The organism is Phytoactinopolyspora halotolerans (assembly GCF_010550675.1).
GTDB lineage: Bacteria > Actinomycetota > Actinomycetes > Jiangellales > Jiangellaceae > Phytoactinopolyspora > Phytoactinopolyspora halotolerans.
In genome coordinates, this window is the sequence record NZ_JAAGOA010000007.1 from 191,473 (window position 1) to 213,802 (window position 22,330).

At 69.9% G+C, this 22,330-nt stretch carries 18 protein-coding genes; 3 read left to right on the forward strand and 15 right to left on the reverse strand.

Annotation, left to right across the window (positions count from 1 at the left end):
• Positions 1-22: 22 nt before the first annotated feature.
• The gene (locus tag G1H10_RS12300; protein ID WP_163737610.1) at positions 23-862 is read right to left on the reverse strand and encodes an HpcH/HpaI aldolase/citrate lyase family protein; all 840 of its coding nucleotides are present in this window, start codon (positions 860-862) and stop codon (positions 23-25) included.
• Positions 863-979: 117 nt separating this feature from the next.
• On the opposite strand from G1H10_RS12300, the gene G1H10_RS12305 reads away from it, so the two are divergent.
• Positions 980-2,182, forward strand: a complete 1,203-nt coding sequence (locus G1H10_RS12305) for an NAD(P)/FAD-dependent oxidoreductase (RefSeq protein ID WP_163737613.1) — start codon at positions 980-982, stop codon at positions 2,180-2,182.
• Entirely contained in the window at positions 2,175-3,110 is a 936-nt protein-coding gene (gene sigJ, locus G1H10_RS12310) for an RNA polymerase sigma factor SigJ (RefSeq protein ID WP_163737617.1), read from the forward strand. Before G1H10_RS12305 ends, sigJ begins: the two co-directional genes overlap by 8 nt.
• Here the strand turns inward: sigJ and G1H10_RS12315 are convergent.
• The 11 genes from G1H10_RS12315 to G1H10_RS12365 form a co-directional block, all read right to left on the reverse strand.
• Complete coding sequence (locus tag G1H10_RS12315) at positions 3,062-4,267, reverse strand: CaiB/BaiF CoA transferase family protein (RefSeq protein WP_163737619.1); 1,206 nt, start codon at positions 4,265-4,267, stop codon at positions 3,062-3,064. The genes sigJ and G1H10_RS12315 overlap by 49 nt on opposite strands.
• Positions 4,264-6,237 (reverse strand): formylglycine-generating enzyme family protein, encoded by a 1,974-nt coding sequence (locus tag G1H10_RS12320; RefSeq protein ID WP_163737945.1) that lies wholly within the window; start codon positions 6,235-6,237, stop codon positions 4,264-4,266. Before G1H10_RS12320 ends, G1H10_RS12315 begins: the two co-directional genes overlap by 4 nt.
• Before the next feature lie 11 nt (positions 6,238-6,248).
• On the reverse strand, positions 6,249-7,400 hold the full coding sequence (locus tag G1H10_RS12325) for a ribokinase (protein ID WP_163737622.1): 1,152 nt from the start codon (positions 7,398-7,400) through the stop codon (positions 6,249-6,251).
• Positions 7,401-7,545: 145 nt separating this feature from the next.
• Positions 7,546-8,979, reverse strand: coding sequence for an ADP-ribosylglycohydrolase family protein (locus G1H10_RS12330; protein WP_163737626.1), 1,434 nt, complete (start codon positions 8,977-8,979; stop codon positions 7,546-7,548).
• Positions 8,980-9,013: 34 nt separating this feature from the next.
• Positions 9,014-10,168 carry an ADP-ribosylglycohydrolase family protein gene (locus tag G1H10_RS12335; RefSeq protein ID WP_163737629.1) on the reverse strand — a complete coding sequence of 385 codons (1,155 nt, stop codon included), beginning with the start codon at positions 10,166-10,168 and terminating at the stop codon, positions 9,014-9,016.
• Positions 10,158-11,294: an ADP-ribosylglycohydrolase family protein gene (locus G1H10_RS12340; protein ID WP_163737632.1), complete on the reverse strand. Its 1,137-nt coding sequence runs from the start codon at positions 11,292-11,294 to the stop codon at positions 10,158-10,160. Before G1H10_RS12340 ends, G1H10_RS12335 begins: the two co-directional genes overlap by 11 nt.
• A complete protein-coding gene (locus G1H10_RS12345) occupies positions 11,284-12,267 on the reverse strand; it encodes an ADP-ribosylglycohydrolase family protein (protein ID WP_216853196.1) in 984 nt (327 codons plus the stop codon). The genes G1H10_RS12340 and G1H10_RS12345 overlap by 11 nt, the downstream gene beginning before the upstream one ends.
• Positions 12,264-13,625 (reverse strand): ABC transporter substrate-binding protein, encoded by a 1,362-nt coding sequence (locus G1H10_RS12350; RefSeq protein ID WP_163737636.1) that lies wholly within the window; start codon positions 13,623-13,625, stop codon positions 12,264-12,266. The genes G1H10_RS12345 and G1H10_RS12350 overlap by 4 nt, the downstream gene beginning before the upstream one ends.
• A 22-nt stretch (positions 13,626-13,647) precedes the next feature.
• Positions 13,648-14,487 (reverse strand): carbohydrate ABC transporter permease, encoded by an 840-nt coding sequence (locus tag G1H10_RS12355; protein ID WP_163737638.1) that lies wholly within the window; start codon positions 14,485-14,487, stop codon positions 13,648-13,650.
• Positions 14,488-15,456: a carbohydrate ABC transporter permease gene (locus G1H10_RS12360; protein ID WP_163737641.1), complete on the reverse strand. Its 969-nt coding sequence runs from the start codon at positions 15,454-15,456 to the stop codon at positions 14,488-14,490. It lies immediately after the preceding gene.
• Complete coding sequence (locus G1H10_RS12365; protein ID WP_163737645.1) at positions 15,453-16,466, reverse strand: LacI family DNA-binding transcriptional regulator; 1,014 nt, start codon at positions 16,464-16,466, stop codon at positions 15,453-15,455. The genes G1H10_RS12360 and G1H10_RS12365 overlap by 4 nt, the downstream gene beginning before the upstream one ends.
• 372 nt (positions 16,467-16,838) lie before the next feature.
• Here G1H10_RS12365 and G1H10_RS12370 point away from each other — a divergent pair, with 372 nt between their 5' ends.
• On the forward strand, positions 16,839-19,082 hold the full coding sequence (locus G1H10_RS12370; RefSeq protein WP_163737647.1) for an alpha/beta hydrolase-fold protein: 2,244 nt from the start codon (positions 16,839-16,841) through the stop codon (positions 19,080-19,082).
• A gap of 20 nt (positions 19,083-19,102) precedes the next feature.
• Here G1H10_RS12370 and G1H10_RS12375 read toward each other — a convergent pair whose 3' ends face one another.
• The 3 genes from G1H10_RS12375 to icmA all read right to left on the reverse strand — a co-directional run bounded on the left by G1H10_RS12375 (position 19,103) and on the right by icmA (position 22,296).
• Complete coding sequence (locus tag G1H10_RS12375) at positions 19,103-19,252, reverse strand: hypothetical protein (RefSeq protein WP_163737650.1); 150 nt, start codon at positions 19,250-19,252, stop codon at positions 19,103-19,105.
• Positions 19,253-19,458: 206 nt separating this feature from the next.
• On the reverse strand, positions 19,459-20,424 hold the full coding sequence (locus G1H10_RS12380; RefSeq protein ID WP_163737653.1) for a tetratricopeptide repeat protein: 966 nt from the start codon (positions 20,422-20,424) through the stop codon (positions 19,459-19,461).
• 162 nt (positions 20,425-20,586) lie between these two features.
• Positions 20,587-22,296, reverse strand: a complete 1,710-nt coding sequence (gene icmA / locus G1H10_RS12385) for a coenzyme B12-dependent isobutyryl-CoA mutase large subunit (RefSeq protein ID WP_163737656.1) — start codon at positions 22,294-22,296, stop codon at positions 20,587-20,589.
• Between the last annotated feature and the right edge of the window lie 34 nt (positions 22,297-22,330).

Consider the following 22,330-nt stretch of genomic DNA (forward strand, 5'->3'; position numbering starts at 1 on the left):
CGGTGCTGCGCAGCCATCCTGCTCACTGACGCGTACGCGTACGCGTCCGCTCGTCCAACGCGAGCACATGCCGGGCCTGCTCGACCATGGCCAGGTCGAGGAAACTGCCGTCCGGCAGCACCGAGGTGCCGTCGCCGCGAGCCTGCGCACCGTCGACACTCGCGATCACTTCGCGGGCCCGCTCCACCTCGTCCGGGTCTGGAGCGAACGCCGCCTCGATGATCGGCAGCTGCCGCGGGTGGATCGCCGCTCGCCCGACGAACCCCCACCGACGTGCCTGCCGGGTGGACTCCGCCAGCCCGTCCAGATCATGGACGTTCGTATACACGGCCGCAGCAGGGGCCGGAAGCCCGGCAGCCCGGGCAGCTACCACCACGCGTTGCCGGCACCACATCAGCGCGGCGTCGTCGGTCACACCCAGGTCCGACGCCAGGTCAGCCTCACCCAGTCCCAACGACGCGACGCCGGGAGCCCTGGCGATCGCGGCCGCCGCCTCGATGCCGGACGCGGTCTCCAGCAACGCGTGCACCGGGCGCTCCCCGACGACGCCGACCGCCACCGCGACGTCGTCCGGCGACGTGACCATCGGCAGCCGTACCTCCACGTGCGGCGGCAGCCCGGCCACCATGGCCAGGTCATCGCGCCCCCACGACGTGCCCGGCGCGTTGACCCGAACCTGGACGGGCCGCTGGGGGTACTCGTCGATCAGTGCACCGATACCGGCTCGTGCCGACTCCTTGTGCGGCGCCGCCACGGCATCCTCCAGATCCAGGATCACCACGTCGGCGTCGCCGGACAACGCCTTGCGCGCCCGGTCCGGCCGGTCCCCCGGCACGTACAGCTGCGTCAACACGATGCTCATACATACAGCTTCTCGCACGTACACGGGCCGGTGAGCACCGGCTCCGGACCCGATGTAACGGAACTCAGTGGCTGCCTCGTCCCCGTCGTGTACGCCCATACCGCTACGGAGGCCCACATGAACACCACCACACGCAGCACTCGCCACCGTGTCGTCGTCCTCGGCGCCGGCTACGCCGGGATGTCCGCCGCCACCGGGCTGGCCAAGCGGCTGCATCCCGACACCGCCAGGGTGCACCTGGTCAACGCACGGGACCATTTCGTCCAGCGGCCGCGCCTGCATCAGGTCGCCACCGGCCAGCACATCCGGGAACGCTCCCTCGCGGAACCGTTCGGTCGCGCGCCCGTGAACCTCACCGTCGGCTGGATACACGAGATCGATCTGGACAACCGGCGGGTCGACATCGCCACCACCGGCGGAACGACCTCACTGCAGTACGACACGCTCGTCTACGCGCTGGGAACCAGCATCGACACCACGACGGTTCCGGGCATCGAGGAGTACGCGCACACCCTCGATCCGGCCGACGCCGCACGCATCGCCGGCAAGCTCGCGGACCTTGACCGGGGCACCGTCATCGTCTGTGGGGGCGGGCTGACCGGCATCGAAGCCGCCACCGAGTTCGCCGAGCGGTACCCGCAGCTCACAGTGCGACTGGTCTCGCGGGGTCGTCCCGGCGGTTGGTTGTCCGACCGGGCCCGCGCACACGTCGAGGCCGCGTTCGACCGGCTCGGCGTCGAGGTGCTCGCCGACCGCGAGATCACCGCCGTCGAGGACGGGGTCGTCCGCCTCGGCGACGGATCCGGGATCCCGTTCGATCTTTGCCTGTGGGCAGGCGGATTCCGGGTCTCCCCGCTCGCCGCGGATGCCGGGCTCGCCGTCGACGAGCGTGGGCGGGCGCTGGTCGACCAGACGCTGCGCTCGGTATCGCACCCGGAGGTCTACGTCATCGGCGACGCCGCGGCTGCCCGCGGCCCATGGGGCGACGCGATCGCCTACGGGTGCCGCACCGGCGGCTTCCTCGGCCTGTATGCCCCTGGCGCCGTCATGGCCGCGCTCACCGGACGCGACCCGAAGGCCTTCGGCTTCCGCTACATCCACCAGTGCATCAGCCTGGGCCGGCGGGATGCGGTGATCCAGTTCGTTCACCAGAACGACGAGTCGCCGCGACGGAGGATCCTGACCGGTCGTGCGGCGGTGTGGTACAAGGACATCGTGCTCAACAGCGGGACGTGGGTATTCCGTCGCCCCGGTCCGATCCTGCCGTGGCGGAAGACGAAGGTACCGACGACGCCCGGGAGGCCGGTCACCCATGTCTGACGACGTCTTCTCCCAACACCGGGCAACGTTGATCGGTGTCGCCTACCGCATCCTCGGCAGCCTCGCCGACGCCGAGGACGTCGTTCAAGACGCCTGGCTGCGCTGGCATTCGGCGATGCGCCGGCAGGTCGACGTCGAAGATCACCGTGCCTACCTTATTCAGATCGTGACCAGGCTGGCGCTCGACCACCTGCGCAGCGCCCGGGTACGGCGGGAGAACTACGTCGGCCCCTGGCTGCCGGAGCCCGTCCAGGGACAGGTGACCGGGGGCGCGGTCCGGGATGCGGTCGACGCCGACCCAGCCCACGAGGCCGAGCGCCGTGACACCGCGTCGTTCGGCCTCTTGGTCGTCCTCGAGACGCTGTCACCGTTGGAGCGGGCCGTCTTCGTCCTGCGCGAAGCCTTCGACCTGCCGTTCGCCGACATCGCGACGATCCTGGATCGCTCCGAGGAAGCCGTCCGGCAGCTGGCGCGCCGGTCCCGCGCCCACGTCGCCGAACGACGCGCCCGCTACGACGCCGACCCGGCCCGCCACCGTACCGTCATCGAGCAGTTCATGACCGCCACCACCAGCGGCGACGTGGCGGAGTTGCTCAGGCTGCTGGCACCCGACGTCACCATCACTGTCGACACCGACGGCAAGGTCCGGGGCATACCTCAGCCGGTCCACACGGCCGACAAGGTGGCACGGTTCCTGGGCGGCGCCGCCACGCGCATACCGGAAGGCATGGTCGTGACCTACGAGACCATCAACGGCATGCCCGGCGCCATCGCCTGGTCGGACGGCAAGCCGATCACAGTGATGTCGGTCGAACTCGCCGACGGCAAGGTCGCCGAGGTGTACTGGATCGCCAACCCGGACAAGCTCGCCCGCCTCGCTCAGACGACACCGGACTCGCGTAGCGCACGGACATCCACCTCGTCGTAGCCGAGTTCCGCCAGCACGTCGTCGGTGTCCGCGCCGTGACCTCGGCCGGCGAACCGGACCCGGCCCGGCGTGTCGGACAGCCGGAAGAGCACGTTCTGCATGGCCACCTCGCCTAGGTCCGGGTCGTCGACGCGGAGCACGGTGCCGAGCGCCTCGAACTGCGCATCGGCGGCGATGTCGGACGCGTCGTAAATCGGGGCGACGGCTGCCTCGGCCTTCTCGAACTCGGCCACCACCTCGTCCCGGGTGCGCGCCGCCACCCACGCCGCGACCGCGGCATCGAGCTCGTCAGCGTGTGCCACCCGCCCGGTGCCGGTGGCGAACCACGGCTCGTCGACCACGTCCGGCCGGCCGACCAGCCGCATCACCCGCTCGGCGATGTTCTGCGAACTGGTCGAGACGGCCACCCAGCGGCCGTCCGCGCATTGGTAGGTGTTGCGCGGCGCGTTGTTCACCGAGCGGTTCCCGGTCCGCGGCTGCACCGTTCCGAGTTGATCCCACTGGGTCAGCTGCGGACCCAGCATCGCCAGGATCGGCTCCACGATGGCCAGATCCACCACCTGCCCGCGCCCGGTCGTCTGCCGCGCATGCAGTGCCGTCATCACCGCATACGCCGCGGCCAGCGAGGCGATCCCGTCGGCCAGCCCGAACGGCGGCAGGGTGGGCGGCCCGTCCGGTTCCCCGGTCATGGCGGCGAATCCACTCATCGCTTCGGCCAGGGTGCCGAAACCTGGACGACGACGGTACGGCCCGATCTGCCCGAAGCCGGTGAGACGGGCCAATACCAGACCCGGGTTCTCCGCACTCAGCCGGTCATATCCCAGATCCCAGCGTTCCAGCGTGTCCGGGCGGAAGTTCTCAATGACGACGTCGGCACCCGCGGCCAACCGGCGGAACACCTCTTGCCCTCCCGATGAGGACAGGTCCAGGGTCATCGACCGTTTGTTCCGGCCGAGCGTCTTGGACCACAGGTTGTGCCCGTCTTTGGCGGCGCCGTGGCCGCGCGCCGGGTCGGGGCGGCGCGGGTGCTCCACCTTCACCACGTCCGCGCCCATGTCACCCAGGTGCATCGCGGTCAGCGGACCGGCGAACAGGGTCGACGCGTCGACGATGCATAGCCCTTCGAGTGGCCCTCGCGAGGCTGGCTCGCCCGTCATCGCTGATCTCCTCTCGCTAGGTCGACGGCGCAGCGGAAACCGACCGACGGCGAGCGGTCCAGGCCGGCGCCGCAGCGCAGGTACTTCACGGAGAAGTCCGGCGCCCGCACCCCGCCGTCGAAATACCAGTCCGACCCGTCCGCTCGCCAGCCGGACCCACCCTTGAGGATGAGAAAACGCGTCCGGCCGTCGGTGTGCTCGCTTTCGGTGAGGTTCCACACGGCCGGGCTTCCACGCTGCAGCAGTCCGGCCTCGCCGGCCACCTGCCACTCGTCCTCGGTGGGTAGCCGCAGCCCGGCCCAACGGGCGTACGCACGCGCGTCGTCCAGCTCGACGTGTGTCACCGGCTCATCCTCCCGCCCTGCGGGCGGTGCGCCGTCCACGAAATGCGAGAGGAACCGCTCGGCGCGCACCGGCCGGTACCCGGTGGCACGGACGAACGCCGCGAACTCGGCGTTCGTCACCTCACGCCGTCCGATCGCGACGTCGCCGATGGTGACGACGCGGTGCAGAGTGCCGGTGTGATGCAGCCGGGGCGGCAGCGGCTTCCACTCGTCGACGTACGGAGCCTCGCCGTACACGCCGGTCTCCCGTACCCGGTGGTGCACGACCAGCTCGTACCGGCCGGACGGCACGCGCTCCATGCCGTCCGGGACGGTCGGCGCGGTCCAGGTCGCGCGCGGCACCGACGTCCGCACGGCCGCCCGGGCGGGGAACGACACGTCATCGGCCAGCGACATCTCGCTCCCGCGCGGCGCCGCGCCGATCCCCACGTCGCCGGTGATGACCGCGGCGATCCCGCCGGCCGGCAACCGTCCACCGACGACGGTCCGCCCGCCCGCGTCCGCCGAGACGGTCAGGGCCGCGCCGGTGGCCAGCTCTGCGAAACCGGCATCGCCCGGCACCTCGGCCGCCAGCCAGGGCCCGTCGTAGTCACCACCGGTGTTGACCACCGTCCACAGCACCACACCTCGATGCTCCCACCGGGAGGCGTACACCGGCACGTCGCCGCCGGGATGGTCGGCCAGCGGCGTCCAGTGCTCGCTCTGCAGCCAGGCCCGGTGCGTGGCCTGGACGCGTCGCATCGCCCGCAGCACCGACCGGTCCCGTTCGCTCCAACCGACCCAGACGCCGAAGACGTTCTCCCACACCAGCATCCCGGAGCCGTTCAGCCAGGCGGAATGCAACTCTTCGAGGTGGCTGCGATGCCAGCGGCGGGTGTGGTGCAGGATGTGCCGCCGCTCGAACCACTTGGCCCGGAGCACCCCCGGCACCGGCGAGTCCGCGAACCACTGCGCCCAGGACATCGCGTGGTCGTGCACGCGGGCCAGCGGCAGCCGCGACTCGCCTTCCATCGTCAGGCCGGGCCGCACCGCGTCCAGGGCCGTGCGGACGTGGACGCTGCCTTCCTTGGAGCTGTCCAGGAAGACGCCGTCCGCGCCGGTGCTCGCCACCAGGTCCGCCACCCGTTCCGGCTCGCTTTCCTCCCACGGATAGTAGGCCAGGTACACCCGGACGTCGTGCTCGCGGAACGCTGTCACCACGTCCGCCAGCTCCGGCACGTCCGTGTAGTAGTCGAACTGGTCGCGGTCGTCGATCCCCTGGTTCGGGTACGCATGCCAGAGCACGACGCCGTCGAATCCGCCGAAGTCGCGCTCGGCCGCGGCCAGGAACGCGTCGACGGTGAACGCGCCGCGGTCGTGGTCGTACAGCAATTCGTCCCACAGCCAGGTCAGGCAGACCACGAACGCGTCCGCCGGCTCGTCGTCGTATCGGGAGCCGTTGTAGCCGACGCGCCGGCGGGCCTCGGCGCGCCAGCGCGCCAGCTGTTCCCGCCACGCCGGCCAGTCCGCTGGGTCGTCAGGCGCGGCGAGGATCTTCGCCTCGTCCAATACCGAGAGGTCCGCCGCCGGGTCCAGCGGCACCGTGGTGTACATGTCGATGGGCCGGGGCACGTACGGGTTGAGCATGGCGCGTGTCCTCACCGGGTTCGGTCCAGCAGAAAGCTGTCGATCTCCGCGCGGGTCGGCATCGACGACGACGCGCCGAACCGCTGGACCGAGATGGCGGCCGCCGCCGACGCCCGGCGCAGCGCGTCGTCGATCGGGAGGTCTTCGGCCAGCCCCACGGCGAGCACACCGACAAACGTGTCACCAGCGGCGGTGCTGTCCACGGCATCGACGGCGAACGCAGGGACGTGTACCGGCGCGGCACCTTCGGCCAGGTGGATCGCGCCGCGCGAGCCCAGCGTCACGGTCACCGCGCGCGACCGCTTCGCCAACTGCCTGGCCAGCGACCACGAGTCGTCCGTGACGTCGTCGCCCGTACCCGCACCCGTCCCTGGCGTCGGCGCCGGTGCCGGGGGCGGTGCCGGTGCGTGCGCGGCCACGCGACCGCGACCTCCACCGCGAGCGCCCGCGCCGTGGCCACCGGTCAGGATCGCGGCCTCGTGCTCGTTCGGGACCAGCAGGTCGATCTCCCCGAGCAGTTCATCCGGAAGCGGAACCGCCGGGGCAGGGGTCAGTACCGTCCGCACCCCCACCGAGCGGGCGAACGCGGCAGCCTCGGCGACGACGCTCAGCGGCAGCTCAAGCTGGAGCAGCAGCGTCCCGACGGACTCGATCGCGGTCCGGTGCGCGTCGGTCAACGCGGTCACGGTGCCGTTGGCGCCGGGCACCACCACGATGGAGTTGTCGCCGTCGCCGTCGACGACGATGTGTGCGGTGCCGGTCGGCTCGTCGGCGCTGATCAGGCCGCCGGTGTCGACGCCGTCGCCGCCGAGCACCGTACGGATCTGCCGGCCGAACTCGTCGTCGCCGACGGCGCCCAGGAACCGCACCGATCCTCCGGCCCGGGCCGCTGCGAGCGCCTGATTGGCGCCCTTGCCGCCCGGGATGGTGCGGAATGTCTGGCCGGTCACGGTCTCACCCCGCTCCGGCGCGCGCTCCGTGGTCACCACCAGGTCCATGTTGGCGCTGCCGAGGACCGCGATCCCCGTTCTCCTCGGCGTCTCGCCGCTCAACTCCCCTGGTCGCGCTCGACTTCTCGCCCGCTCCGCGGACGGCTCCGCCCGATCTCCGCCAACCCAACCCGGGAGCCGGCCACTCCGCTCGCTCGGCGTCTCGCCGCTCATCTCCGCCTCACGTCTCCTTCACTTCTCATTCGCCCAGCCACCGGCGGTACGTCGTGGGCTCAGGTAACGCTTGCGGGCCCGGATGCCGCTCCAAGCGTTACCTGAGCCCACGAGGCACGCCACATCTCGCACATTGCGCCGGACCTCACATGTCTCGGGCCACGGCAAGCGTGCGCCGCGCCAGCTCGTCGAACCCGATGCCGTCGAAGCCGCTGAGCGTGGACGACACCCGGTTGCGCAGCGGCGCGATCCAGTACTCCGGCAACGACGACGCTCCCAGCAGCCCGCCCAGCACCGAACCCACGGTGGCGCCGTTGGAGTCCGTGTCCCAGCCGCCGCTCACCACCAGGGTGATCGCGCGGCTGAACCGATCGCCGGTCACCGACGGCGGGGTCTGCCCCGCGTACACCAGGGCAGCCACCGTCAATGCGGCATTGTTCAGCACGTGTACCCAGTGCAGGTCCCCGTACCGCCGCTCGACCGCGTCCATGCCGTCCTCGAAATCCGGGTACTCGCCCGGTAGCGCACGCGCGAACCGTACCGCCTCCGCGTACCGGGACGACGCCGGGATCACTGACAGCCCCGCGTCGAGCACCTCGTCCACCGAGTCCGCCACCAGAGAGGCGGCGCAGGCGGCGGCGACGAACATCTCGCCGTACACGCCATTGCGGGTGTGGCTGAGCACGGCGTCGTGCCAGGCCAGTTCGGCGGCGCGCGCCGGATCGCCCGGATAGACCCAGCCGAACACGTCACCCCGGATCTGCGCGCCGATCCAATCCCGGAACGGGTTGCGCACCCGAGCCGTCCGCGGTGGCGTGATGCCGAGCAGAAGGTTGCGATAGGCGACCCGCTCCGCGGTGAACACCCGGCCGGCCGGAAGCTCCGCCAGCCAGGCCGCAGCCACGTCCTCGGTGCCCAGTCCCGCGCCGTGCGCCTGGAGCAGCGAGAGGTTCAGCATCGGGAAGTTCAGATCGTCGTCTTCCGGCATGCCGTCGATGTTCTCGGCGAGGCTGGTCACCGCGCTGCGCCGGTTCCACGGCCGGCGTGCCGCCACGTCGTCCGGCAATCCCTCCGCCGTGAACCAGCCCGCCAGCGGCCACCGCCCCGTGGCCTCCAGGATCTCCCGGATGCCGCGCCGCGGAATCTTCTCCACCGGCTTGCCGAGCAGGCAGCCCGCCGCCCGGCCGAGCCACGCACCGTGCACCCGATCGATGAGCTCGTCGGACGGCGACGGCGACGGCCACGGCGACGGCCACGGCGACGGCGACCGGGGCCTGGCGCCGGACGGCTCCGTGGCCTGTGCCCACGCCGGCGCAACCGCGCGGATCTCCGCCAGCCCGGTCGGCTCCACCGTGTCGAACGGTGAAGGCCGCTGATCGATCTCATCGAGGATCCTTACGGCGGTTGCGCGCAGCGGATCCGGCGCCGGCACATCGGAGGCACCGGAGTGCAGCGGCGCCGGGTCTCCACCCGCCGCCACCCACTGTTCCCGCAGGTCATCCACGTCCACGCGATCCTGGCGGGCCTGGTGCAGCGCATGTCCGACCAGATCCTCCGGCTGCACCCAGGTCAGACGCACGGTGCCGGCACCTCCTGCGCTACGGGCGTCCGGTTCATCGCTCGGTCAGCTCCCGCAGCGCCGCGTCCGCCGCGTCCCGACGTGCCCGATCCGCAGCGCGGATCTCCGCGGTCACCTCGGCGAGCCGGACTCCGGGCGCCACCAGGTCGGTCCTGCTCGCCGTGCTGACCGTGCTCGCCAGGTCCGTCGGTACGACGTCGCGCCCGCCCAGGGTGCCGGCGATGGCTCCGGCCATGGAGGCGATCGAGTCCGAGTCCCGGCCGTAGTTGACCCCGCCGAGCACCGCGTCGCGCCACTCGCCCTTGCTGATGACCAGCATCGCGAGCGCGATCGGCAACTCCTCGATGCTGTGCAGGCGGCTCGGCCGGCGGGCACCGAGGCCCTGGTCGCGGTAGTTCTCGCCCACGGTGTCGAACGGTCGCATCGCCGCGCGCAACACACCCGACTCGACGGCCTCCGCCCAATGCGACACTCCGGCCGCGGCCTCGGTGACCGCTTCGATCGCGCCTCGGGTGCCGTCCTTGGCCAGTCGTAACGCCGCGTCGATGACGTCGTCGACGCTCGCACCGGGCCGCGCAGCCGCGGCCACACATGCGGCCATCACCCCCGCCGCTTCCCGACCGTACGACGACTGGTGCGCCCCGGCCACGTCCAGCGCCTCGGCGTACGCGGCATCCGGATCGGCCGCGTTGACGATGCCGACCGGTGCGATGTACATCGCCGCGCCGCAGTTCACGGCGTTGCCCACACCGGCCTCGCGCGGATCCGCATGCCCCCAGTGCAGCCGCAAGGCCATGTACTTCTCGGCCAGGAAGACGCGCTGCAGCGGCAGCGCCTCCTTCTCCAGCTCCGGGATCCAGACCTGTTCGGAGAGCATCAGCGGAACGAACCGCTGAGCCATGTCATACGCCGTCAAATGAGCACGCGCCTGGGCGTAGACCTCGACCATCAGATGGGTCATCAGGGTGTCGTCGGTGATGTGTCCGTCGCCCTTGTGGTACGGGGCAATCGGGCGAGCTGTCTGCCAGTCCGCGTAGTACGGACTGACGATGCCCTCCACCCAGCCGCCCCACCGGTCCACGATCTGCGCCGGAGACCAGCCCTCCGTCGCTCCGCCCAGGGCATCGCCGACCGCGGCCCCGAGGAGACACCCCACGGCCCTGCTGGTCAGCCCAGGTTCATTGCTCACCCATACTCCCTTTCACCAGTTCTAGCAGGTCGGCACGCGCCAGCGACGGTGCGCAGCACCCGACCAGCGTGCGGCAGCGCTGCACCCAGCTGTCCGGGAACGACGACGCGCCTCGTGCGGCGCCGACCAGCGCGCCGGTCAAAGCCGGTGCACTGTCCGCCAGCGACGACAGGCACGCTGCCGCCGTCACCGCCTCGATCGACGGGGTGCCGGCACGGAGCGCGACGTCGGCGAGTGCCGCGGCGACGGCGACGGTCTGCGCGGCCGCGGTCCCGTACGAGTAGACCCGGTCGACGACGTCGTCGAGCAGGGGAATCGCCTCGGCGGGCGACGACGTGGTGGTGACCGCGTCGAGTGCGGTACGCGTGGTGCGCCCGATCAGCGTGTGCTCGGGCAGTTCGGACAGCAACGCCCGACGCGGGCGCATGGGGTCCACAGGGAGCGACGCGATGGTCCGGGCGATGGCGCGGGCAGCCAGCACACCGTCGCCGGCGTTCGTGACCTCGGCGTCCCACTCGGCGACGTCGGCGGCGTGGTCGGGGTCGGGGTCGCCGATCATCGCGCCGATCGCGACCGCGCGGATAGCGGCGGCGTCGTCGAAGTGATGCGGGTTGTCGTGGCCTGTGCGTGGCGGCAGGACGCCGCGGCGGAGCGCATCGACGGCCGTGGCCACGCTGATCCGGCCGCGGGGAACGCCATCGGACTCGGCCGCCTTGAGCCACATCGCGTGGACACGTTCACGGGACCAGTCGCTCTCGCCTGTCCCGGGTCGCTGCCCGAGCCCGCCGGCCGGACGCGCGGTGTTCAACCAGGTCAGGGTCCAGGCGGCCCATTCGGCGTCGTCGCTGGGGCCGAAACGGAGTGGCGTCACGTCCTGGTTCAAGGCGAAGGGCACCGGGAGTGAAGTGACGTTGTGCTCCTCGGCGAACGTGTCGAGTTCGCGGCGGAGACGCCGAGTCCAAGCCGGCAGCGCATGCGAACGGTGCTGACGCGCCGGCCAGCCGGCGGCGTCACCGATCGCGAGCCCGACGACCGCGCCGACCGCTCGGTCATCCTGCACGTGACGGCCTGCCGAGCTCGCGCCGTTCGGCTCGTCGTGCCGGGCATTGTGGTGTTCACCGGGCATCGCGTGCCTCCGCCAGTCGCTCAGCAAGGCCGGAAAGGTGCAGGCCGCGCACGACGTCGCCGAGGCAGCGGCCGGTGACCGGGCCGATGTCGGTCCAGTCCGCCGGGATCGCCTCGTAGCCGCCGAGTGCGCCGGCCATCGCGCCGGAGATCGCGGCCGTGGTATCAGCGTCCCGTCCCATCGACACGGCAAGCGGGACGGCATCGGCGAATCGGCCGCCGGCGGCGATGAAGGCGGCGACGGCGATCCCGACCGCCTCCGGCGCAAGGTCGGTCCACGGGTAGCGGCGGGTGACCAAGGTGTCGAGGAGCGCCGGGACGTCCAGTGGCCGGCCGGACCTACCCGCGTCGCCGGCGTGCTCGCGTGCCTGATGGATCGAGCGAGCGGTCCAGCTGTTGGCGGGGACGGTACGCGCGGCCGCGGCCACCACGTCATCGACGTCAGCGCCGGCCATGGCCGCGGCCACAGCGGCAGCGACGGCCTGGCCGGCGTAGATTCCCTCACCGGCGTGGCTGACGGCACCGTCGATCGCCGCCAGCCGTGCCGCTTCGGCCGGATCGCCGGCGGCGAAGACACCGTGCACTGCCGAGCGCATGGCCAGACCGTCACTCCACGAATGCAGGTGCTCGCCGCTGGCGGGTGGCCGGAGCCCGGCGCGGAGGTTCTCGACCGTGCCCAGCTCGCTGAACCCGGCGCCGGGGAAGCCCTCGGTGCGCCTGGTGAGGTGCTCGATCCAGGCGTCGGCGACATGATCGCTGGTCAGCGCCGATCCATGCTCCAGGAGCAAGATCGCGCTGAACGCAGCGTACTCGGTGTCGTCGGTGCCGGATCGCGCATCGGTGAGGAAGCCGGTCACCCGGCCCCAGCGGTGTGCGATCGCCTCGGCGGTCATGTTCTCCGCCGGGGCGCCCATCGCGTCACCGATGGCCAGCCCCACCAGGCAGCCGCGGGCACGGTCGAGGGAAGAAGTCACCGCCGGTACCGCTCCAGGACGTCGTTGCCCTCACCGGTCAACTTCGCGCCGAGTTCGTCCAGCGAGATCTCATCGGCGAAGAACTGCTGCAGACTCGGCTCGGAGACCTTGGCCTTCCATTCCTCGAACCCCTTCACCAGCTGGAACGGCGCGATCTCCAGCACGTCCGCGGTGGCGACGGCGACATCCCAGCCCGTCTCCGGGTCGTTGAGCTCGGGCGCCTCGGCGGCTTCCTGGCTGGTGGGGAGCAGCCAGTCACCGGCGGCCAGCTTCACCTGGTTCTCCGCGTTCAGGAAGTACTCGATGAACTGGACGGCGTACTCCGGGTACTCGGTGTCGGCGGAGACCGACAAGGTCTGCGAGACGGCTCCTTGCTGCTGGCTGTCCCCTTCCAGCGCAGGCAGGGTTACCCACTCGAAGTCGTCCGGCGCCTGCTCCATCAGCTGTTGACGCAGCCAGATCGCGCCCGGCAGCATCGCGTACTGGCCGTCGAAGAACGCCGGGAGCGCGTCCGTCGACGACATGCCCAACCCGTCCGGCGAGGCCGATTCGTCGGTGTAGATCATGTCGTGGATCCGGCCGAGCACCTCGGCCTCGGCGTCACCGAAGACCGCGGTGGCCTCGCCGCTGGGGTCCTCGAAGAACTCCGCGCCGTAGTTCCGGGACAGGTTGAGGATGCGGTTGGTCGGCGACTTCAACGGGTACACCGCGCCGTACCGGTCGTCGGTGGTGAGTTCCGCGGCCACCTCCGTGAACTCGTCCCACGTCCACGGGTCGTCGACGGTGGGGAGTTCGATCCCCGCGTCCTCGAGGATTGTGGCGTTGGCGAAGACCACCTGCGATTCCTGCAGGAACGGCACGCCGTACACGGCGTCGTCGTAGGTGACCGTGTCCCACGCACCCTCGCGGATGTCCGAGCGGATCTCGTCGGAGAGATATCCGGACAGGTCGAGAACGTTTCCGCGGTCGCCGAACTCTTGCAGCACGGTCGACTCGTAGTGGAAGACGTCCGGCGCGGTGCCGCCCTCGAATGCGGTGAGCAGCTGGTCGTTGACGTTGTTCCAGTCGCCCTGCAGCAGGTCGACCTGGATGTTGGGGTGTTCGTCGTTCCAGGCGTCGACGATCTCCTCGTTCGCCTCCATCGAGGCGGTCTGCCAGGCGAGCGTCTGGAATTCGAGCGTGATCGGCTCTTCCGGCTCCGCTGGCTCCTCGGCGGCGTCGCCGCCCGAGCCCTCGGCGCCGTTCGACTCGGTGGAGCTGTCCGAGTCGTCCGAATCGTCGCCGCCACACGCGGTCAGCAGCAGCGCGATACCGGTCAGGCCGGCGGCCACCGTGCTCCATCGTCTCTTGATGGTCATGCTCATCCTCCTTTGGTTGAACTCACGACTTGACGGCTCCGCCGAGCAACCCGCCGGTCAGGCGCCGTTGCATGAAGGCGAAGAAGATCAGGCTCGGAATCGTCGCGACCAGCGACGCCGCGGCAAGCGGCCCGAGGCGCGCCACCCCCTCGGCGCCGATGAACTTCACCAGCGTCAGCGAGATGGTCTGCAGATCCGGGTCGCGGATCAGCACCAGCGCGAACAAGAACTCGTTCCATGCGGACACGAAGGCGAACAGGCCGGCGGCGACGACGCCCGGCGCGAGCAGCGGGGCGACGACGCTGCGCAGCGCCCGCACCTTGGTGGCGCCGTCCATCGCCGCGGCTTCTTCCAGCTCATACGGGATGCTGGCGACGTAACTGCGGAGCATCCACAGCGCGAACGGCATGCTCCAGACGACGTAGACGATGATCAGTCCGAGGCGACTGTCATACAGGCCGGCGTCGCGCAGCAGCAGGAACAGCGGGATGATCACCAGCACCCACGGGAAGATCTGGCTGAGCAGCACCCAGACGATCACCGCCCGGCTGACCACGGACCGGTAGCGCGCCATCACGTAGGCCGCCGGGATCGACAGCAGGACGGTCAGCGTCGCCGACACACTCGCGACGAAGGCGGTGTTCACCAGGGACCGGGCGATCGGCTGCTCGTCGAACGCGGCGCGGAAGTTGGCGAAGGTGATGTCGTTCGGGATGATCGTCGGGTTGATCTGCGCGATCTCCTGCGGCGTCTTCAGCGCCGTGGACAGCAGCCAGAGCAACGGGAAGGCGAGGAAGACCAGGTAGGCGCAGAGCGCCAGATACTTCAGGCCAGTGACGGCGGACGACGTGGTGCGTTCCATCTACTTCTGCGCCTCCTTGAACCGCTGCCGGAGGTAGAAGGCGACGAAGACGGCGATGATCAGCACCATCACGTTGCCGAGCGCGGCGGCGTAGCCGTAATTGCCGTACCGGAACGCTTCCTCGTACGCGAACAGCATCGGCAACCGGGTAGCGCCGCCGGGTCCGCCCTCGGTCAGGACGTAGACCAGGCCGAACTGGTTGAAGTTCCAGATGAAGTCCAACGTGGTGATCGCGGTGACCACCGGCGCGATCGCCGGCCACGTGACGGCACGGAACCGCTGCCACGCCCCGGCGCCATCCACCGACGCCGCCTCCTGCAGCTCCTTCGACACACTCTGCAGACCGGCCAGGATGACCACCGTGGTCTGCGGCATGCCGGTCCAGACACCGACGACGATGATGGCCGGCAGCGCCAGCGAGAACGAGGACAGCCAGTCGACGTTGCTGTCGATGATCCGCAGGTCCATGAGCACGCTGTTCAGCAGTCCCGCGTTCGGGTGGTAGATCAGCCGCCACATGATCCCGATGACGACGGGCGGCATCGCCCACGGAACGAGGGACAGGGTGCGCGCCAGCCACCGCAACCGGATCTTCTGGTTCAGCAGCATGGCCAGCCCGAGGCTGGCGACGAACTGCAGAATGGTGACGGAGAACGCCCAGATCAGGCCGACCCGGAAGGATTCCCAGAAGTAGCTGTCGTCGAGCAGGTCGGCGTAGTTGGAGAACGCGGTGAACGACGTCTCGGTCGCCCGGCCTGCCTGCGCATCGGTGAAACCCAGGTAGATGCCACGCATCAACGGGTAGAGGCTGAACACGGCGACCGGGATGAGCGCCGGAACCGCCAGCAGCATGCCGTCCCGGTCCAGTCCCAGGAATCTGCGCCGAGACCGCCGGGGTTGCGGTTTCCTCGGCCGTCCCCGCGGTGCAGCGAGCACGCTCGTCGTCGCCTTTGGTCGCGCTTTGCTCATGCCGCGGCCTCCCTGGTGCTCTCCCGGACGGTCAGCGACGGCGCGACCGTGGCGCGCCGGGCCGGACCGGTCTCGCCGTGCAGCCGGGCCAGGAGCATGTCGGCGGCGAGCCGGCCACGGTCGCGGGAACCCAGCGAGACGCTGGTGAGCGGAGGGAAGCTGGTCTCGGCGAGCGTGGTGTCGTCCATGCCGACCACCTGGATCTCCTCCGGAATCGAGCGGCCTGCCGACCGGATGGCGTGCATCGCACCGAGCGCGATGAGGTCGTTGGCCGCGAACACGGCGTCCGGCTGGGTCCGGGCCAGGAGTCGTTGTGCCGCCTCCCGGCCCGCGGACACCTGGAAGCCCCCGAACTCCACCAACGAGTCGTCCACCTCAAGCCCGCAAGCGTGCAGGCCGTCCTGGTATCCGGCGTGCCGCAGCCGTCCCGGCACCGTATCCGCGGGGCCGTTGATGAACGCGATCCGCCGCGCTCCGGCCGCGTACAGGTGTTCCACGGCCAGCCGGGCCCCCTGCCGGGAATCGGTGCGGACGTTGTCGACGTCCGCCTCCTCCGGCAGTTGCCCGATCACGACGACGGGCACGGCAGGCGAGCGCAACGCGGCGAGATGCCGGTCGGTCACCCGGATCGGGCAGAGGATCAGACCGTCGACGTACTTCTGCGCCAGGCTCTCCAGCACCTCGATCTCGTCCTGAACGTCCGCCCCGGTGGCATGCAGCAGCAATCGGTAGCCGTCCTCGCGGAGGAGGGGCTGGATCTCGCGGACCATGGCCAGGTAGGCGGCGTTCCCGATGTCTTCCATAGCGAAGGCGACCTGGCCGGTCTGCTGCGTCTTCAGCGATTGCGCCACGGCACTGGGTACGTAGCCGACCTGCTTCACCGCGGCCTTCACCCGGGCGACCATCTCCGGATTGGACGTGTTGCCGTTCAGGGCACGCGACACTGACGAGATCGACACACCGGCAGCCTTCGCCACCTCGTGGATCGTCGGTCTGGACGACGCGGCCATGGACACCTCCGAACGGCTGGAATCGTTTCCGAGTATCGTCGCGACTCCCGCAGGAAACGTTTCCGGGAGTGCCCCCATTGGACGGCCTCGGACACGCGGCTGTCAAGCGGGCGTCATCAAACCGTCATCCGGGCGGCCGCCTACCGCCCGCCTCGTCGCCCTCGTGCCCTCGCCGCCCCGCCACCCTTGACATGGGCCGACACCTCGTGCTGAAGTACGTCCCACTTCCAGCCGTCGGCAGCCCTACCCGGTGGACTGGTTGCGGAAACGTTTCCGAATCGTCGCCCGAACCCGCACGCCCATCCCCCAGGGCGCGTTCGGAAACGTTTCCACCCTCCCGATGCCCCGCCATCCGGATCGAGGAGAACACCGATGTTCACCAGCTCATCCCGTCAGCGCACCCGGACCACCGGCATGCTCGCCCGCATCGGCACGGCCGCGATCCTGCTCTCCGCCCTGCACGCCTCGTCATCGGCGGCGGACGACGTCGCCACGGCCACGGCACCCACCGGTCGCCCCGACGGCACCGCCGCCGGAACCGTCGTCAACGGAACCGCCCCGGCTGGCGAGGCCGGCGTCGCCGTGGACTATGCCGCATATCTTCCGCCCGGATACCAGCAGAGCGACGAAAGCTATGCCACCATCTACCTGTTGCACGGCCGTGGCGACACCATGGACGCGTGGCAACGTATCGCCGCCGACCTCGACGAACTGATCAGCGACGGGACGATCGATCCGCTGATAGCTGTCATGCCGGACGCGCCGTGGAGCGACCGGGGCAACTGGTACGTGGACTCCGCGTACACCGGCGACGAAGCCCCGGCGGGAGCCGCAGTCGAGACCGCCCTCAGCTCCGACCTGGTGGCCCACATCGACCAGGAGTACCGAACCGTCGCCGACCGGGACGCGCGCGCCGTCGGCGGCTACTCGATGGGCGGCTACGGCGCTCTGCGCTACGCCCTCGCACACCAGGACGTCTTCGGCGCCGGCATGGTCCTGAGCCCAGCGGTCTACGTGCCACAGCCGCCCGCGGACTCGTCCGCCCGACACTACGGAGCCTTCGGGGTCGGCGACGCCCTGTTCGACGAGGACCGTTACGCCACCCTCAGCTACCCCGCGCTACTGCCGTCGATAGATCCGGAGCTGACGACGCATCTCTTCCTGGCCGTCGGCGATGACGAGTGGGCCAACCCCGACCCCGCCGAGGCCGAGCACGACATCGACTTCGAGACCGCGCGCATCTACAACCAGGTGCGACGCACTGGTGGGATCACGGCAGAGCTGCGGATCCTGGACGGTGGGCACGACTGGGACGTCTGGCGACCCGCCTTCCGCGAGGGCATCATTGACCTCGACGGCTACCTGCGTACCGTCGACCCGGAACCGCTCGCCGGGGATCTGTACGGCACCAGCGGGGATGATCGCGCCGGCGGCATGGTCCACACCACGGACGGCCCGGTCGTCGCGATCAACGCCGCCGATCAGATCTTCGGCACGACACATTCCGGCCGCCTGGACACGGTCGTGCTCCGGCGCGCCGACGACGGGACTCCCGCCTGGGCGACGTCGGTGGGCACGCCCGCGAACGACCGCGCCTACGGCATGCAGCCGGGTCCGGACGGTTCGGTCTATGTGGCCGGATACACCGGCGGCGACCTGGACGGCGAGCATCCGGGCAACGCTCGCGACGACGCATACGCTGCCCGCGTCTCGGCGTCCGGCGACGTGGAATGGGTGACGCAGTTCGGCGACCCGGACGCAGCGGACCGCATCTACGCGACGGCCCCCGCGCCCGACGGAGGTCTCTACGTCGGCGGCTACACCAGTGGCGAGGCCGCCTCCCCCAGCGCCGGCGACAAGGATGCGGTGATCGCCCGCATCTCCCCCGACGGCGAACTCGTGTGGACCCATCAGTTCGGCGGCTCCGGCGAGGACAAGACGCTGGCGCTGGCGGTGGACGACGCCGGGACCCTGCACGCAGGCGGCGTCACGTCACAGTCGATGCCGGGCGGAGAGTCGAGCGGCGGCCTGGACGGCTGGGTCGCTCAGTTCTCCGTCGACGGGGAACGGCAGTGGACCCGGCAGCTCGGGACCGCGGAGACCGACCAGGTGTCCGCTCTTCTGACACGTTCCGGCGGTGGTGTGATCGCCGCCGGACACACGGGCGGCGAGCTCGCGAGCACGTCCGCCGGCGGAACGGACGCGTTCGTCGTGGAGCTGCGGCCCAACGGGCGGACGCGCTGGAGCGTGCAAGCGGGAAGCGCCGGTGATGACCGGGCGGCCGGCGTCGTCGAGATGCCAGACGGCCGGCTCGTCGTCGCCGGGCACACCGACGGCGCCATCGGTATCAGCGCCGGCGGGCGGGACGTCTTCACCTACACGCTCGGCACCGCGGGCCATGCCGCCAAGGGCCGGGTAAGCATCGAGGACTCTGATCAGTTCGGGACGGCCGAGCGCGACGGCGCCGACGAGTGGGACGAGGGAAACCTGTACCTGACCGGCGACGCCGACGGCGGCGTGTGGGTCACCGGCCTGACCTTCGGTAGCACGACAGGCGGGTCGAACAACGGTGCCGGCGACGTCTTCGTGAGCCGTCTGTCGAGTACCGACGGATGATGCGGACGGCGGCGGTCGGCTTACCTGGTTCGGAACGGCCGCCGCCACGCGATCGCGATGTCGACGTTCTGCACCTGCTCACGTGCGGCCGCCATGGCGATGATGTGACCGTGCTGGTCCGCATTGATCCACCAGGTCCGACCGTCTACCACGACCTCTGTGATCAGCATGAAAGGTCCCGTTACCTCGGCATAAATCGAATATCCGTTCTTTTTGTATCACCTGTCGAGGGCAGGACAACACCCCCTGCGCAGGACGGTGCAGTGATAACGGTCACGTCGCCGTGGTATCGATCACGGCACAGGCAACAGCCGGTGGCACGCGGCAGGCCAGCGGTGCGACTCCGCATGCGAAGCCGCACCGCAACTGATCTGACTTAGAACAACGCGCTGGCCAGGGCGGCCCGAGCCTTGACCACCCGCGGGTCGGACGGTCCGATGATCTCGAAGAGCTCGACCAACCGGGTGCGCACCTGCTCGCGTTCGTCCCCCGCCGTGCGGCGGACCGTCTCAATCAGGCGATTGAAGGCGGCCTCGGCCTGCCCTTCCGCGAGCTCGAGATCGGCGGCGACCAACTGAGCGTCCACGTCCGCCGGATCGGCGTCAGCCGATGCGCGGGCCGCTGCCGCATCCACCCCATGGGTACGGCGCAATAGCTCCACCCGGGCCAAGCCCGCTTTCGCGTCGGCGTCGGCCGGCGACTCGTTCAACACGGCCTGGTAGGCGGCGGCCGCGGCGTCCAGGTCTCCCGCCTCGAGCGCCTCGTAGGCGGCGTCGAATCGGGTATCGGCGACCTCTTCCGCGGCTTCCGCCCCGTTGCCTTGGACCGGTTCGGCGCGGCCGGCAACGCCGTTCTGCGTCGCGACGTTCAGCAGTTCGTCGAGCACCCGGCGCACGTCGGCCTCCGGCAACGCGCCCTGGAACAACGGGATGGCCTGCCCCTTCACCACGCCCAGGACCGTCGGGATGCTCTGCACCTGCGCTGAAGCGGCGATCTGCTGGTTGGCGTCGACATCGATCTTGGCCAGGACGAACCGGCCACCGTACTCGGCGGCCAGCTTCTCCAAGATGGGCGACAGCTGCTTGCACGGCTGGCACCAGGTGGCCCAGAAGTCGATGACCACCGGCACCGAAGCGGACCGGTTGATCACCTCCGCCTGAAACGTGGCCTCGGTCACGTCGACCAGGAAGCCACCGCCCGCACCGGTAGAGGCGGCATCCGATGTGGGCGCCTGACCGGCAGCACCGGCGGGCGGCGCACTGGCAGAAGCACCACCCCGCGGCGCATTCTGCAACGACGACAAGTCAACAGCACCAGGACGGCTGAAGCTCTTCGAGTTCATACCCCCATCCTCTCCGAACGGCCACACATATGCGAGGCGGCCCCCCACCAACCCCGCCTGCCCTAAATGATCATGTGAAGTGGGTTTTCTCGTGCACCAACAGGTCTGCAGACATGGTAGTGCTGGAGAAAACCCACTTCACATGATCATTTAGGGCGAGGGTTAGAAGCGGGCGGGTTCGGTGTAGTCGCCCCACTCGTCGCGCAGGGCGTCGCAGATCTCGCCCAGGGTTGCCTCCGCACGGACGGCGTCGAGCATCGCCGGAATCATGTTGCCCTCGGTCCGAGCGACCTCGACCATATCGGCCAGCGCGGACCGGACGGCGTCGTCATCCCGCTCGGCGCGGCGGCGTGCCAGCACCTCGCGCTGCTCGTGCTCGACCTCGTGCGAGACGCGGAGAATGTCCAGCTCCCCGGAGACGGTGTCCTGATACGAGTTGACGCCGACGATCCGCTTCTCGCCCTTCTCCACCTTCTGCTGGTACTCGAATGCGGCATCTGCGATCTCCGACATGAACCAGCCGTCCTCGATGCCGCGGAGGATGCCGGCGGTCATCGGGCCGTACTGATCCCGCCAGCGCACGTCCCGCTCCCCCATCGTGCGGATCCGCTCGAAGATCTGCTCGGCTTCCGCCTCGATCCGGTCGGTCAGCGCCTCCACGTACCAGGAACCGCCCAGCGGGTCCGCGACGTTGGCCACGCCGGTCTCTTCATTGATGACCTGCTGTGTACGCAGGGCGATCTCGGCGGCGTGTTCGCTCGGCAGCGCGAGCACCTCGTCCAGCGCATTCGTGTGCAGGGAGTTCGTGCCGCCCAGGACCGCCGCCATCGCCTCCACGGCGGTGCGCACCACGTTGTTGTGCGGCTGCTGCCCGGTCAGCGACACCCCGGCGGTCTGGGTGTGGAAGCGCAGCCACTGCGCGCGCTCGGTCGTCGCCCCGTAGACGTCGCGCATCCAGCGCGCCCAGATCCGGCGAGCAGCGCGGAACTTGGCGATCTCCTCGAAGAAGTCGATGTGGGCGTCGAAGAAGAAGGACAACCCGGGGGCGAACACGTCGACGTCGAGGCCGCGCGACATCCCCAGCTCCACGTATCCGAACCCGTCGGCAAGGGTGAACGCCAGCTCCTGCGCGGCGGTGGAGCCGGCCTCACGGATGTGGTACCCGGAGACGGACAGCGGCTTGTAGTCCGGGATGGTGTCCACGCAGTACTGCATCAGGTCGCCGATCAGCCGCAGATGCGGCTCGGGGCCGAACAGCCATTCCTTCTGCGCGATGTACTCCTTGAAGATGTCCGTCTGCAGCGTGCCGTTGAGCACTCCGGGGTCGACGCCCTGCCGTTCGGCTGCCACCACGTACATGCAGAAGATCGGTACCGCCGGCCCGCTGATCGTCATCGAGGTGGTGACCTCGCCCAGCGGTATGCCGTCGAAGAGGATCTCCATGTCCGCGGCGGAGTCGATCGCCACCCCGCAGTGCCCGACCTCGCCGATGCTGCGTGCGTCGTCGGAGTCCCGGCCCATCAACGTGGGCATGTCGAACGCGACCGAGAGCCCGCCGCCGCCGGAGCGCAGGATCATCTTGTAGCGCTCGTTGGTCTGATGGGCGTTCCCGAAACCGGCGAACTGCCGGATGGTCCAGCTCCGCCCGCGGTATCCGGTGGTGTATAGACCGCGCGTGAACGGATACTCGCCCGGCCAACCGATCCGTTCGAACCGCGGATCGTCGACGCCGGGCTCCGGGCCGTAGACCGGATCGACCTCGACACCGGAGATAGTGGTGAAGTCGGCATCGCGGACCTGGCCCTGCTCCGTGGCCGTACGCATCCGCTCTTGCCAGCGCCGTCGCCCGTCCTCGATCTCGTCTTCTCGCACCGCTGCCTCCTGATGTTGGGATCGCCAACATGTA

What these genes read in the sequence shown, in the direction of transcription:
- G1H10_RS12300 (WP_163737610.1), bottom strand. Translation starts at nt 862, where the DNA reads ATGAGCATCGTGTTGACGCAGCTGTACGTGCCGGGGGACCGGCCGGAC.
- G1H10_RS12305 (WP_163737613.1), top strand. Translation starts at nt 980, where the DNA reads ATGAACACCACCACACGCAGCACTCGCCACCGTGTCGTCGTCCTCGGC.
- sigJ (WP_163737617.1), top strand. Translation starts at nt 2,175, where the DNA reads ATGTCTGACGACGTCTTCTCCCAACACCGGGCAACGTTGATCGGTGTC.
- G1H10_RS12315 (WP_163737619.1), bottom strand. Translation starts at nt 4,267, where the DNA reads ATGACGGGCGAGCCAGCCTCGCGAGGGCCACTCGAAGGGCTATGCATC.
- G1H10_RS12320 (WP_163737945.1), bottom strand. Translation starts at nt 6,237, where the DNA reads ATGCTCAACCCGTACGTGCCCCGGCCCATCGACATGTACACCACGGTG.
- G1H10_RS12325 (WP_163737622.1), bottom strand. Translation starts at nt 7,400, where the DNA reads ATGAGCGGCGAGACGCCGAGCGAGCGGAGTGGCCGGCTCCCGGGTTGG.
- G1H10_RS12340 (WP_163737632.1), bottom strand. Translation starts at nt 11,294, where the DNA reads ATGCCCGGTGAACACCACAATGCCCGGCACGACGAGCCGAACGGCGCG.
- G1H10_RS12350 (WP_163737636.1), bottom strand. Translation starts at nt 13,625, where the DNA reads ATGACCATCAAGAGACGATGGAGCACGGTGGCCGCCGGCCTGACCGGT.
- G1H10_RS12355 (WP_163737638.1), bottom strand. Translation starts at nt 14,487, where the DNA reads ATGGAACGCACCACGTCGTCCGCCGTCACTGGCCTGAAGTATCTGGCG.
- G1H10_RS12360 (WP_163737641.1), bottom strand. Translation starts at nt 15,456, where the DNA reads ATGAGCAAAGCGCGACCAAAGGCGACGACGAGCGTGCTCGCTGCACCG.
- G1H10_RS12365 (WP_163737645.1), bottom strand. Translation starts at nt 16,466, where the DNA reads ATGGCCGCGTCGTCCAGACCGACGATCCACGAGGTGGCGAAGGCTGCC.
- G1H10_RS12370 (WP_163737647.1), top strand. Translation starts at nt 16,839, where the DNA reads ATGTTCACCAGCTCATCCCGTCAGCGCACCCGGACCACCGGCATGCTC.
- G1H10_RS12375 (WP_163737650.1), bottom strand. Translation starts at nt 19,252, where the DNA reads ATGCTGATCACAGAGGTCGTGGTAGACGGTCGGACCTGGTGGATCAAT.
- G1H10_RS12380 (WP_163737653.1), bottom strand. Translation starts at nt 20,424, where the DNA reads ATGAACTCGAAGAGCTTCAGCCGTCCTGGTGCTGTTGACTTGTCGTCG.